At 57.0% G+C, this 12,544-nt stretch carries 10 protein-coding genes and 2 pseudogenes; 10 read left to right on the top strand and 2 right to left on the bottom strand.

Features of this window, described 5'->3' with window-relative positions; genetic code table 11:
- Window positions 1-81: 81 nt before the first annotated feature.
- Window positions 82-2,070 (bottom strand): hypothetical protein, encoded by a 1,989-nt coding sequence (locus tag OOZ51_RS00445; protein WP_265976921.1) that lies wholly within the window; start codon window positions 2,068-2,070, stop codon window positions 82-84.
- A gap of 238 nt (window positions 2,071-2,308) precedes the next feature.
- Between OOZ51_RS00445 and OOZ51_RS00440 the strand changes: the two are divergent.
- The 10 genes and pseudogenes from OOZ51_RS00440 to OOZ51_RS00395 all read left to right on the top strand — a co-directional run.
- A pseudogene (locus OOZ51_RS00440) lies at window positions 2,309-2,491 on the top strand (NaeI family type II restriction endonuclease); the annotation flags it as partial.
- A 409-nt stretch (window positions 2,492-2,900) separates the two neighbouring features.
- Window positions 2,901-4,130, top strand: a complete 1,230-nt coding sequence (locus OOZ51_RS00435; RefSeq protein ID WP_265976920.1) for a DNA cytosine methyltransferase — start codon at window positions 2,901-2,903, stop codon at window positions 4,128-4,130.
- 3 nt (window positions 4,131-4,133) lie between these two features.
- The gene (locus OOZ51_RS00430; RefSeq protein ID WP_265976919.1) at window positions 4,134-5,039 is read left to right on the top strand and encodes a NotI family restriction endonuclease; all 906 of its coding nucleotides are present in this window, start codon (window positions 4,134-4,136) and stop codon (window positions 5,037-5,039) included.
- Between the two features lie 62 nt (window positions 5,040-5,101).
- Window positions 5,102-7,606, top strand: coding sequence for a helicase C-terminal domain-containing protein (locus tag OOZ51_RS00425; protein ID WP_265976918.1), 2,505 nt, complete (start codon window positions 5,102-5,104; stop codon window positions 7,604-7,606).
- A 78-nt stretch (window positions 7,607-7,684) separates the two neighbouring features.
- Window positions 7,685-8,434: a DUF1889 family protein gene (locus OOZ51_RS00420; RefSeq protein ID WP_265976917.1), complete on the top strand. Its 750-nt coding sequence runs from the start codon at window positions 7,685-7,687 to the stop codon at window positions 8,432-8,434.
- Window positions 8,435-8,537: 103 nt separating this feature from the next.
- Window positions 8,538-9,308: a DUF1889 family protein gene (locus OOZ51_RS00415; RefSeq protein ID WP_265976916.1), complete on the top strand. Its 771-nt coding sequence runs from the start codon at window positions 8,538-8,540 to the stop codon at window positions 9,306-9,308.
- A 387-nt stretch (window positions 9,309-9,695) separates the two neighbouring features.
- Complete coding sequence (locus OOZ51_RS00410) at window positions 9,696-9,929, top strand: transposase (RefSeq protein ID WP_265976915.1); 234 nt, start codon at window positions 9,696-9,698, stop codon at window positions 9,927-9,929.
- A complete protein-coding gene (locus tag OOZ51_RS00405) occupies window positions 9,926-10,210 on the top strand; it encodes a DUF6262 family protein (protein WP_265976914.1) in 285 nt (94 codons plus the stop codon). The genes OOZ51_RS00410 and OOZ51_RS00405 overlap by 4 nt, the downstream gene beginning before the upstream one ends.
- A 58-nt stretch (window positions 10,211-10,268) precedes the next feature.
- Window positions 10,269-10,487: pseudogene (locus OOZ51_RS00400) on the top strand (IS3 family transposase); the annotation flags it as partial.
- A 167-nt stretch (window positions 10,488-10,654) separates the two neighbouring features.
- Window positions 10,655-11,197: a hypothetical protein gene (locus OOZ51_RS00395; protein WP_265976913.1), complete on the top strand. Its 543-nt coding sequence runs from the start codon at window positions 10,655-10,657 to the stop codon at window positions 11,195-11,197.
- 587 nt (window positions 11,198-11,784) lie between these two features.
- On the opposite strand, the gene OOZ51_RS00390 is transcribed toward OOZ51_RS00395, so the two are convergent.
- Window positions 11,785-12,342: a hypothetical protein gene (locus tag OOZ51_RS00390; RefSeq protein WP_265976912.1), complete on the bottom strand. Its 558-nt coding sequence runs from the start codon at window positions 12,340-12,342 to the stop codon at window positions 11,785-11,787.
- Between the last annotated feature and the right edge of the window lie 202 nt (window positions 12,343-12,544).

Genomic DNA, 12,544 nt, shown 5'->3' with positions numbered 1-12,544 from the left:
CCGGACACGAGCGCGGCTGCGGTCCTGGTCGCATCCGGTAGTGTCCCGGACCGTCGTGCGCTCAGCCAGTTCAGGAAAAGGTCACCGTCCACGGACACCCATCCCTATGAACTGTGCCAGGTATTCCCGCCATCGGTGATCGGAGGTGGTGATGGTGACCGGAGTGATGCGCCGCCAGAACGTTTCGGAAATCTGGTCCATGTGATCGAATTCGCCGCGGTCGTCACGGATGTGCTGCGGATGGGCGTAATGTCCGTTGCGCTCTGCGACAACCCAGGTAGCATCCGCCGGGACCGAAACCTTCCAATTGAAGGATCCGGGGAGACCGTTTGGAAGCGGTGGTTCGCGGTGCTGGCGCACACGACCCGACGATGTTACGAACCACATGGCAGCCTCTTTGCCGCGCCGGCAAACTGCATAGGTCGGTCCTGAGTCTTCAAACATCGGATCCATGGGATCGGGAGTCCGTCCGTCCGGGCCCCCTTCCAGGAGGGCATCCGTACCGCTCTTCTGGACGAAGAAATTCAGCGTCAGGCCGTCGACTTGAACCGTATGTTTCCCTTCGGTCATGGGGCCGAGATAACGAAGGGGCAGCGGCGCGCCGTTCGCCTTCAACGGGGGTTCCTGCGGCACACCGTCCAGCTCTACGCGTACGTACCTTGCTGAGTCGCCCGGTGGGATCAAGAGATCAGGCTCTCCGCCCTGCAGATAGTGACGGCCACCGACATCCGTCTTCAGGGGAAGTCCGTTGACGAGCCTGGGTGACGGACCGATGTCGGTCTTGAATATATGCGTCAGGCCATCGTCCGACGCGGCTGTTGGTTCTATCTGGTCTGATACGAGCACATCTGCGAATAGAACCCAGCCCGGGACCAGCTGATTCCGCAGCCTGCGGTAGCCGGGCTCAGCGCTCCTAGCCAGCAATTGGGTAATTGCCGCGGACTCGGAAGCGCGGACCATCAACAGATGATCGAGCCCGGGCTCCATCGAGTCCACCGATTGCCAAATGCCCGATATAGGGTCGATGCGCAGAATCCAGACATCTTGGACATCCTTGGTCAGGACAGCCCGATTCCCGACCGCGCGGAAGGGTCTGTCTATGAGCCCCGGGCCTTGTGCTAAGGCTCCTTCACGCAGCTCATACCTGGAGCCGTATGCTGGACGAGTAATTGAGAAAACCGGACCATCGTCCGGCCTCAAATCATCGGCTTCGAGGTCATTGTGTAAGGGGATTGCCCACCCAACAGACCATTCCTCCAAATCGATACAGAGGCGGAGCGAGAGACGAATCCGGCTTCGCGCCGTGGAAATCGTGGACCGTTCTTCGGATGCGAGCTTCAGAAGCAGATCTGTCAGCAGAGGATTCGATGAGTCCTGTTCCACAAGACGCAAGAACGATTTTGAGAGGCCTCGGGGGCGGTCAAGCCAGTATCGAAGCAGCCGCAGCAACTCATCGGACGACGGAGCGGAGCGCCTGTCGAGGTGAATACGTTCGAAGAAATCAGCGAGTCGCTCCCGGTCGGAGGTTTTCAGCACAGTCTGAGAGAGCGGGTAACCGATCCATTTAAAAACCCTATGCGTGTTGATCGTGCTCGGCCCAAGCGCGTCCTTATGGTCACAGATCCAAGAGTGCAGGAGTTGCCACATATCGGCGACGTCCTCAAAGCGCTTGATGAGCCCACTGACGCGTAGCTCGTTCGGCTCGGGTGACATCAGATCCGCCAGCCGGGGATAGTAGGCCTTCGAGGAAAACTCCCCATCATTCCGCATCCTGGAGCCAGCAACTACCGTCAGCGCAAGCAGCGGAAGGCACGGGGGCGGATCCTCTTGTGAGCCCGTCGCCCAGGACTCGATCCGGCGACGGATCAAGTCCAAGACAGCTATTTTGTCCGTTTGCCTCAGCTCCGACATCACAGCTAAGCGAAGTGACTCCGTGGCGTCGTCGGCGTCAGGAAACATACGGCTCAGTTCCTCGTCATCGAGGAACATAATGATTGGCAACTTCGCGTGATTCGGCTGAAAGAATTCCTCTGACAATCTGGATTGCCACTCGTCATAGCTACTGTTCACCCTGAAAGCGACCCTGTCCCCCTGCATGCTGTAACTCTAACTGGCACCCATGACAATTTGGCGTTTGCATAAGGGCAAGCAGGTTATTGCATGGTCAGCGTGTGTTGTTCACTTGAGCCCGCTAGCCAGAGATCAAGTTCTGTAAGACCGCGACGGGCCATAGGGTGAGGGTCATGTTGCCCTTTGAGCTGGACGACCTGTCCATCCCTGATGATGTGAACTCGAAGCAGTTGCCGCGACGCTCTTGGCAGCGGACCCCGACGGCAGCCTGACGGCCCGAGTCTTTCGATCCACTTTTATCCAGTTCTATGACGGCCGGAGGACGGGGCGCTATCGCTGGGATCAGCTTTTCAAGCGAAGTAGTCCCAGGATGTCTCGAGCCATTCGATCTCTTCTGGCGATCGAATCGCGGGCGTTGTAAACTCGACATCTTCCCAGTCGCTTCGTGTCCTCAGGACAGACGGAGCATCAGGCTTGCCACGATCCTGCGGAGGATGAGGGCGCCAGACTCTTCGGCATGGCCGTAGGTGTCGATGTACTGGCGACGGTCCCGGTCCGTGAGGGCGCAAGCGTCAAGACGAAGACACCCTCCAAATCAGTCGGATCGAGGACGCGGTTGCGACTGTGGAGCTCCATCAACGTTCCCTGGCAGCCTCCAGGACGATGGCATGGACGGGCCATCTTTGCGAATTGGATAGTTGAACTGCGTCGGACGTTGTTGAGTGCTCCGCTGACCTTATCTGGGACCGGTCGGATCGGGTGGAACGTAACCACGTCAGTCCTGAGTGGCATGATCAAGGATCAACAGCCAAGTAGGTAAAGTAGGAGCCATGCCTCGCCAACAGTCACGACAAGCCAACCCCCTGACGATGATCGATCTGTTCGCTGGCGCGGGCGGACTCTCGGAGGGGCTACAGGAGGCCGGATTCCGGAGTCTGTACGCAAACGAGTTGGTGCCCACGTACGCCGCGACGTTCGCCGCTAATCACCCCAATACGATCGTCGAGAGTGATGACATACGCGCCGTTGACGCTGCGGAGGTACGTGCGCGTTTGAAGCTCGAACCAGGAGAGCTCTCGCTCATGGCAGGTGGACCGCCGTGCCAGGGATTTAGTATCAATGCGCCGAAGCGAAGTACTGACGATCGGCGCAATCATTTGTTCCGCGAGTATCTTCGCTTCGTCGAGGAGTTCCAGCCTCGGGCAGTCCTGATCGAAAACGTGCCAGGTCTTGTGTCGTTCGAGGGCGGGGCTACTCTCGAAGCTATCCTGCAGTCCCTCCGCGAGCTCGGCTACGCCGCGGATGTTCAGATCTTGTACGCGCCGCTGTTCGGTGTACCCCAGACTCGCTGGCGCACTATCGTCCTCGGTCTGCGAGACTCCGAAGACGCATCTCTGGCGTTCCCTGAACCAATCAGAAATGCCCCAATGCGCGTCAACTTCACGTCCCGATTCGCCGGTCGAGACATCGTAGCCATGCCGCGGTCTGTCACCCTTCCCCCACACACGACCGTCAAGGAAGCGATTGGTGACTTGCCGGCGTTGGTTAATGGAGAGGTTGGCGATGACGTCAAGGACTATCGGGCAATGCCTGAAAACAACTACCAAAAGCTGCTTCGGGCTGGCTCCGACGGCGTCCGGAATCATCATTCGGCGCGTCTAGGCAAGATAAATCTCGATAGACTCCGACACATTCCTCCTGGCGGCAACTGGACCAACATTCCGTTCGATCTGTTGCCTGCTGGGATGAAGAAAGCTCGCCGCTCGGACCACACGAAGCGATACGGTCGAGTCCACCCTGACGGACTGGCCTCAACTATCCTGACCAAGTGCGACCCGCATTGGGGGGCATATTTCCACTACGAACAAGATCGGGCATTCACTGTTCGCGAGGCGGCGCGCATCCAGTCATTCCCGGATTCGTACATCTTTACAGGCTCCCGGGTTGAGCAATACGAGCAGGTGGGCAACGCTGTACCCCCTCTTCTCGCCGCCGCCGTTGGTCGCTCTATCTCGGCAACACTGGGTGTCGAGAAGACCGCACTGACTCGAGTTGTCTAGCCCATGGGCCACATCTCGGAGTTTTTTGGCTACCCTGCGACGGATCAATCGGACATCGCAAAAAAGGCAGCAGAAGACGAGTTTTGCCACTACCTCGGTTCGACCTGCATCAAGACTCTGAATGACGGTCGAGTTGCCGGGGCCTGCACCCTGAAGCCAGCCACCTCTGGACCAGTAATCTGTTGTCCGATCCGCCTGTATGCGGAGGACTATAAGATACTTCGCGATATCGCCGACCGGGCATTCACTCCAGGCCTCCAACTAGTGAAGGGCGCGGAAGCAAGGGCGCAGGCTACGAAGATGGGGACTCCTGTCGTCGGTGTCTTTGGGCAGCGCTGGGGCGGTGAATTGCGGCTACCCAAGCGTGAAGGTGTTGGTAGCTACTTTGTCGACTGGGTCCTTGCTCTCGTTGAGCCGGACACCGGACTGAAGGAATTTGTGGCTGTAGAAGTTCAGACGATCGATACCACAGGGAACTATCATCCGAGCCGCGATGCTCTGCTCAGTGACGACAGAACAATTGTCAACTCTACGGCGGGATTGAACTGGGAAAACGTCAACAAGAGGATCTTGCCCCAGCTCATATATAAGGGACAGGTGCTCCAAAGAGAAGAAGCCTGCGCTAAGGGGCTCTTTTTCGTTTGCCCTACTCCCGTCTACAACAAGATCATGGGGCGGCTGGGTGGCGAGAACGGCCTAACGTCCATGCATCTCCAGCCTGGATCAATAACGTTCATGGCGTATGACTACGACCCTGAAGTTCCTGCTGCCCCGGGCACTTCGATGCCCCTCCGCCTCGAAGTCCAAAGAACAACGAGTGTATGGAAGTTGCAGGACCGGTTTAATAACGTTGATCTGCCGGATGCCAACGTGTATCGCAAGGCCATTGAGCAGGCGCTAAGCAACTAATTTTTACGGCGCCGCCCTATATCCGGTGGCGTAATAGGTCACGAAAGACTCGGGGGATAGAAATGGCCGGCATCGACTTTAGCAAACTGACCGGAGCGTCTGCGTCCGATCGGGAACTCCACCCGCGATCAATCTTCTCGGCCCTCCCTCGCAAGAGTAGCCGTTTCGAATACCTTCGGAGTGTACAGGGTGAGGTCTTCGAGAAGTGGTTCGCGCGGCGAAACGAGCCTGACCTGGTCGTGAAGATGAACACGGGTAACGGCAAGACACTGGCGGGGCTCCTTCTACTGAAGAGCTCCCTCAATGAAGGAGTCGGCCCTGCCGCCTATTTGACGCCGGATTCCTACCTTGCAGAACAAGTCTGCACGACTGCAACCGATCTTGGACTCCCGTACTCGAAGGATCCACGGGACCCTGCCGTAGCGTCGGGCAAGGCCATCCTCATTGCAACCGTTCACACGCTGTTCAACGGTCGCAGCAAGTTTGGTGTCGGTTCTGAAGGTCGCAAGATTAAGCTTGGGACTGTTCTCATCGATGACGCACACGCATGTTTGACTGCCGTGGAACGCCAGTTTGACCTCCGCATCCCCCAGTCCCATGCGGTCTACGACAGGCTTCTTTCGAAATTCGACGGGCCGCTGTCCAAGCAATACCCCGCCGGGCTCCTGGATCTCAAGGCAGACGAACGGAGCGCCGCTCTCCTAGTTCCGCACTGGGACTGGTTTGATGCCAGGGCCGAAGTCACGGAAATCCTCCACAGCTCGCGTAATGACCAAGCCTTAGAATGGCAGTGGCCCCTAATCAAGGACGTACTACCTATATGCCGGTGCGTCTTCACTGCCGACGAAGTTCAGATCAGGCCGCCGGCGCCTCCGGTGACTCAAATACAGAGCTTCACTGATGCCAAACGCCATATTTATCTAACGGCAACCCTCGCCGACGACAGTGTTCTGGTCTCCCACTTCAACGCTAGCCCGGACTCCGTTAGCCACTCGATTAGTCCCAGCGCCGCCGATGACACCGGCGACCGCATGATACTCATTCCGCAAGAAGTGCATCCTGATTGGACAGACGAAGACCTCAAAGCCTATCTGGAGGATCAAGGAAAAGTAGTCAATGTAGTCGTCATCGTTCCCTCACGCGTCCGAGCGACGTGGTGGTCAGACGTCGCTACAGAGACCCTGACTGCAGAGAATATCGAGCAAGGCGTGCGAGATCTTTCTGAGGGAGTCCGCGGAATTACCGTACTTGTAGGAAAGTACGACGGCATAGATCTACCTGACGCAGCTTGTCGTATCCTCGTCATCGATGGCCTTCCCGAGGCATATTCTGGCGTTGATCGAATTGAAAGTGCCGCGCTGGAGGACACCATGTCCATGATGGGACGCCAGCTGCAACGAATTGAGCAAGGGATGGGCCGAGGCGTCCGTTCTCGTGACGACTACTGCGTTGTTATCCTCCTGGGCAGCAAACTTGTGCGAAGACTTCACGACCCAAGTGCCCGACAGCATTTCAGCCCCGCCACGCGGGCGCAGCTGGATCTATCAAGTGAGATCGCTGAGCAGCTGGCCGGTGGGACTATCGACGACTTCAAGGCGGTCATTGACCAGTGCTTGAACAGGGACATTGGGTGGATCACAGCAAGCCGCAACGCCCTGGCCGGCATCGAGTACGAGAGCGGCCATGTTTCCGCCATCGCTCGACCGATCAGACGCGCGTTTGATCTGGCCGCGCAAAGTCGGTACCAGGAAGCAACCGACGCCATTCAAGGTGCTGTGAACGCTTCTGGCGACGACCACGCCATGCGCGGGTGGATCAAGCAGATGCAGGTCATGTATCTCCACCCAGTAGATCCTGTGCGTGCGCAAAAGTGCCAGACTTCAGCCCTCGACGACAATCGATCCTTGCTGAAACCCGAGCAGGGTATCGCATATGTTCGGCTCAACGGGCCAGCAGCTCATCAAGCAAAAGCAACCGCTGACTTTCTGTCGGAGAATTATGGCAATCCCGCCGACCTGCTCATCGGCTTCAACGCAATACTTGCGGATCTCGTCTACGATCCTGACCCGGCTCTCGCTGAGCCATTCGAGCAGGCAATCGCCGATCTGGGGCGGCATCTCGGCTTTACATCACAGCGTCCGGAGAAGGATTTCAAGAAGGGACCGGACGGTTTGTGGCATTTCGGAGAGGCTGGCCACGCCGTCATCGAGGTGAAGAACAATGCTGTTACTGACTTCATCAAGAAGCACGACCTCGGCCAGCTTTCGGTATCAATGAACTGGTTCAACAGCGAATACGCTCAACCGGCTGTTGCCGTTCCAGTCATGTTCCATCGCTCTCACAAGCCCAACCACGACGCGTTCCCGCCGCCAGGCGCTCGTGTGGTCACCTCGGCTGGTCTCGAAAAACTCAGGGAATCTGTAAAGGCGTTCGCCACAGCAATCTCGGTGGACTCCCAATTTCTCGACCCTGACGCTGTTGGTCGACAGCTCTTGCAGAATAGGCTAAATGGGAAGAACGCCCTTCTAGCCTTTGCAACAACCACCGTCGCGAAGTTCGATGGCTGATCGCTTCGCTCCTCAGATTAGCGCGCTGCCGAGACGAACCACCGGCTTCCGTCGGACCCTTGTGACAAGCTAGGCGGCATGAAAGATCTCACCAGAAACCCTGGCCTCTTCTACATCTCGTGGAATGACTGGGTAGCCATGGGACAGCAGCGCTCCGCAATGGGGTTTCTCGCCGAGTGGCTCGAAACCAGTCCTCGCTCTAGCAAGTCCATGTTGCTGAGTGCGCAGGGCAGCGACGCCGAACAGGCAGTCGCACCTGGCATCTTGGCATGCTGTCCAGACGTATCGGTTGGCCGCCTTACAGACGCCGTCTCGACAGTTGAAACTGGCGCCTCCGTATTGGCATTGTTCCCCGAGGAGAAAGTTGCTGAAGAACTAGTCGATGCCGTTGACCCAACGTCGGCCGACCTATGTATCACGCTTTGGCCTGGCTTCGACGATCTGGAGCTGTGGCTGCGGGCGCACGCAGCCGTCGAGCTGCCGTCCGGGATGATTGCAGACCAAGGCTTTGTCGAGAGGGTGCCCGCAGTCGTGCGTGTCGCTTTGTCGCGAGCAGGGGAAGTCATGGACCAGGCCAGTGGCCTCAAACACGGACGGGGCAAGGATCAAATCGTGCAGACGCTACAGCTATTGCATAACAGCGGTTACAGATACGAGCCGCAGGACTTGGAGCTGTACGCCTACCGACTCGGCTACCGTCAGCGCGACGTCCGGCAGCTCGGTGACTATATCAAGCGCGTCCACCAGAATCGGCGGATCGTGACCGGTGAAAGTCGGTTGCGCGATGACATTTTGGAGCAGTGGGAGGCCGAGGCAAAGGAATTGTGAGCATGAGAGCGCATCTCGAGTCGCGGTGGCTTCGCCCGGAGTCCGCGACCAAATGTCGGTGCCAACTGGCATGCTGATCTCGTTCCCTAAAGAATGGAAAATCATGCTCGAGAATCCCCGCCGTGCGCCGATCTTCTACGTTCCGTGGCTGCCGAAAAACCCCAAGTGGTCCATCGAGGTCATGAACGAGATTGGAGCCAAATGGCTGATGAAGCAACCGGCCCCAAGAGCGGTCCTCGTGGCCAGCATTCAGCAGTACCAGCTCAACAAGATGTCGGTGTTCACCCGCGGAGCTTCTGTCGTCAAACCTCAAGGCGGGTGGGCAACCGTCGCCAGAGGCAGCGCCGTGCTTGCACCGTGGCCGTTGAAGGATAATCTAGCTATCGTTTCCGATCTGGCCCGGGGCGAGGCTTCCAGCATTTGTGTTCTCCCGTGGGGTGAGGAAGACAAGTTCCAAGATGCTTGGCTCCGAGCCCACCGTGCCGTGAACGCCATCGACAAGCGTCTGTATCCAGGCTGCGACGTGGCCCTACTGGATCCGGTTGTTGAGGCTGCTATGACTGAACTCGAAGCCAGCGTCAATCACAACAACTCGTTGGCCGATCCCTACGAAAAGCCCCAGACAATTGAGGTACTGCGCGAGCTGTTCAGGAACGGGCATGACTTCGACGTCGACAGTCTCTGCGCATGGTCACTGGCCAACGGGTTTGAGGCGTCGGAGATAAAGCAACTCCGCGAGTACGCCGACGGCGTTCGAGCAGGCAAGCGGTTTCAGCTGAGCTTTAAGGGCTACTCCAGCGCCGGATCCATAGATCGGTGGCGGAAGATGGCCGAACCCAGCGTGCACGGGGACACTGGCGAACCCCGCGAGTGAACATTCATCGATCCTTGCGCCAAGAATGGACTGGTTTAGCCGCATGACCGAGTTGGAAGACCGCGATGAACGCCCTGCCCCACGGATTGGGGGGATGGGTCTACCGCCTGCGCGAGGGGGCGCCGTCGCAACGAGTTGGAATTCTGCAGGTTCACCCCAAGAACCGTAGCAGCCGATTCGACGTGGAATTCCTTGATCGTGAGGCTGCTGGAACCCGTGAGAATGTGCCAGCCATTCGTCTCCGTGCGCCCTGGAGTCAGGTGGACGCATACACAAGGTGATGGCGAATTGGGAAATGCTCGCAGATACGGTGCTTGACCACATTGAAGAGGGCGCCGCCGAGGTGGTCTTCAATCTTCTTATCCCGACGAAGACAGCAGAACTGTCATGGAGTCCCGTGAACTGTGCAACGGAAGTCCACCGGCTTACGCAAATATTTGTGAGGACTGCCCCAGCTTCCACGCCGAGCCCGGCTCACTACCGATCCTTGCCGCGCAACGCGTTGATGCAGACGCACTCGCCCGCGACGCCGAACAACGAGGCTGGATCGCCGAAGCGGACCGATGCAAACCACTCATCGCCCGACTCGACAGACTGATCAACGAGGCCACCGCAGGATGACGAACACGAGCACCCTCAACACCGTCGAGCGCGCCTGCGCCAAACTCCTCCGGAACGGACAGGCAGTGACTTTCACGGCCGTTGCCGCCCACACCGGCCTGGGCCGGACCACTCTCTACCGGGACTCCATGATCCGCGGTGTCATCGAGGAGAACCGTCACCGCGCCGCCGCCAGCGTCACCATCACCGGCCTCACCGACGAGATCGCCACCCTCCGCGCCGAAATCGACACACCCTCGCCGCGAGCGTGCGGCGCCACGAAGAACAACTCCGCAAGCTAACTGCCCGAAACAGCTAAATCCCTAACCGGACAATTCCCAGCCTCCCGGACCGTTAGCCGGAAAGTGCGAGGACAACGCCGCGATGGAATCGTTCTTCTCGCTGCCGCAGAAGAACGTCCTGGACCGCCATCGGTGGCCCATCAAGCAGGAACTTCGACTAGCCATCACGACCTGGATCGAAAGGACCTACCTCCGCCGGCGACGGCAAAGACGCCTAGGAAAACTCGCGCCAACCGAATATGAAACAATCAACCGGACCGCGCTCACAGCGGCCTAAGACCCCGAGTCAACAAAAGCCGGGGCAGTCCCCTTCCATCGGCAGTTGGAGTTGAAGCCACCCAGAAAACTTGTGACCCACTCGGATCACGACATTCCACGACATTCCACGACAACACTCTGAATTGCGTTAGAATCGGACTCCAAACTGCACAGTCAGGATCTCACATGCCAGGCAAACCAAAGTGGAGCGATTTTTACGAATCGCTAACCGATCTCCGACATCGTCTCGGAGACGTTCGTGGCAAACACTGGCCTCCGAAGGAGAGACAAGAAACAACGGATGTTGCTTACGACCTCGACGACGTGCCTGGTGAGGAACATGATAACTTCCTGGCGCGTTCAACCATCACGGTGGTGGAGTATTCCGAATGGGAGGGAATCAGGCAAGCGCTGCTCCGCAAGGACATTGACAGGCGCGTCAAGTGGGCTTTGAATAGAATTCAATACAAGGAACCGAATGGCGTTGACACCAAAACGCCTTTTGGCCCAATACGCGACTCATTTCAGCGCCGTGTTGACGCCATAGACTCCATGCTGAACAGCCGGCAACGAGATGCGCATAAGAGTCGACAACGAGACATACAGAGGACCTGCAAAGTTGCTCGACTCGAAATGAATGTAAACCTTGCAGGAATATTGCTGCGCTTGTATGTATTGGAAGAAGAGCCTGATTCGCAATACTATGCGCTCTCTCGGCAAGCAATGTAGGTGGCGGTCAATTGAGTCGAAGAACAAAGAATACAACTACCATTGAGCAAAGACTTGCGTTATTCAAGTCTATGAATGAAGAGCGTAGAAACGACGTCCAGCTAAGGCGTAAACACTGGCGTAAGTCAGTATTTGGATTCGTGACAAATCTCTTATTTTTCGCCTTCGCGACCTCATTGCTATTGATCTTGGCGCTTCGACTCTTGCCAACTGGCTGGCTTGCGGCTGAAACTGATTGCGTCACTGTAACGGAGACGAAGGAGTCTTCTACGCCGGAAGGGAGCAGCTCAAACTCCGTAAGTTCGGAAGCGAGTAGTAGCCGTACATGCAAGAATCAGGAACCGTCCACACCGATACTGATTCTCGGCGGGGTCACGACCGCAGTATTGCTAGTTCCCGAACTTCTGATAGTAGCCGGAGCGTTCCGCTTCAATCTCAAGACCCCGATGGGGGAAATATCGACTTATGTTCCCGACCCTAACGAGTCGGTAATGGGCAAGCTAGCTTCGGACATGACAAATGAAGCAGACATAAAGGCAAAGGAATATGAAGCATAAAACAGAAAGTGTTTTGTCACTAAAAGAACGCTAGGCAGCCTGTGGCAGTCGAATGAGCTTTCTTAACAGCGAATCAATCGAACGATCTAGAGCCGCCGCAGCACTCGCCCATTCCTCAGTCGCAGGCTCCTCGCCACCGTCGACAAGACTGAGAAACCTATCCGCGTCAGCAAAAAGCGAGTAAAAAAAAGCTGCCCATCGCGCGAGTTCGCGCCGCCCTTCGGCAGTATCCAGAAGCTGAACTACGATCCGAAGCTGATCGGGGATCTCGTCATCAGGAGCGATGGGTTTTGTGATGTCAACAGCCCAACTCATTAACACCTGGATTTTTCGGTGGGCTTCGAGAAACGCGTCCCTCGCCATGACATATTCAGGGGACTCTTCGGACTTGGAGTCCAAATCAACTGTCGGTGTTGGACTTTCCCCGACACCGCCAAACGCTTCAACACCACTCAATTCATTACCACCTTTGCAGGAGGTTGTGGGCGGCGGGAGGTCTTGCTGATATTCTAAACTGTCGCGCCGAAACAGCCATTGCAATTCTATCCTGTGACGTCTTGCTTCGCGATGAAAATGAGGTCGTTCCATATCTATTCCCAGTAAGCATCATCACACCCCTTTTGTCAATAGAATTGATAAGGTTCCGAACTTTAAAGCAAACGCCAAAGTGAGTCGGTGTCCGGACTTGCCAAATCCTCGATCGACCGTCAGGGTCCACGCAGACGAACGTCGTAATCGAACCAGTATAGATCCTGCATCGTATGGCTTCATGGAATGAATCACTTGTTCG

The sequence above is a fragment of the Arthrobacter rhizophilus genome (genome assembly GCF_026241105.1).
In the GTDB taxonomy this organism is placed as follows: domain Bacteria; phylum Actinomycetota; class Actinomycetes; order Actinomycetales; family Micrococcaceae; genus Arthrobacter.
This window is presented reverse-complemented; position numbering and strand designations above follow the sequence as displayed.

Excerpts from the sequence above, each read along its gene's own strand:
- OOZ51_RS00435 (WP_265976920.1), top strand. The coding sequence starts at position 2,901 with ATGCCTCGCCAACAGTCACGACAAGCCAACCCCCTGACGATGATCGAT.
- OOZ51_RS00430 (WP_265976919.1), top strand. The coding sequence starts at position 4,134 with ATGGGCCACATCTCGGAGTTTTTTGGCTACCCTGCGACGGATCAATCG.
- OOZ51_RS00425 (WP_265976918.1), top strand. The coding sequence starts at position 5,102 with ATGGCCGGCATCGACTTTAGCAAACTGACCGGAGCGTCTGCGTCCGAT.
- OOZ51_RS00420 (WP_265976917.1), top strand. The coding sequence starts at position 7,685 with ATGAAAGATCTCACCAGAAACCCTGGCCTCTTCTACATCTCGTGGAAT.
- OOZ51_RS00415 (WP_265976916.1), top strand. The coding sequence starts at position 8,538 with ATGCTCGAGAATCCCCGCCGTGCGCCGATCTTCTACGTTCCGTGGCTG.
- OOZ51_RS00410 (WP_265976915.1), top strand. The coding sequence starts at position 9,696 with ATGGAGTCCCGTGAACTGTGCAACGGAAGTCCACCGGCTTACGCAAAT.
- OOZ51_RS00405 (WP_265976914.1), top strand. The coding sequence starts at position 9,926 with ATGACGAACACGAGCACCCTCAACACCGTCGAGCGCGCCTGCGCCAAA.
- OOZ51_RS00395 (WP_265976913.1), top strand. The coding sequence starts at position 10,655 with ATGCCAGGCAAACCAAAGTGGAGCGATTTTTACGAATCGCTAACCGAT.
- OOZ51_RS00390 (WP_265976912.1), bottom strand. The coding sequence starts at position 12,342 with ATGGAACGACCTCATTTTCATCGCGAAGCAAGACGTCACAGGATAGAA.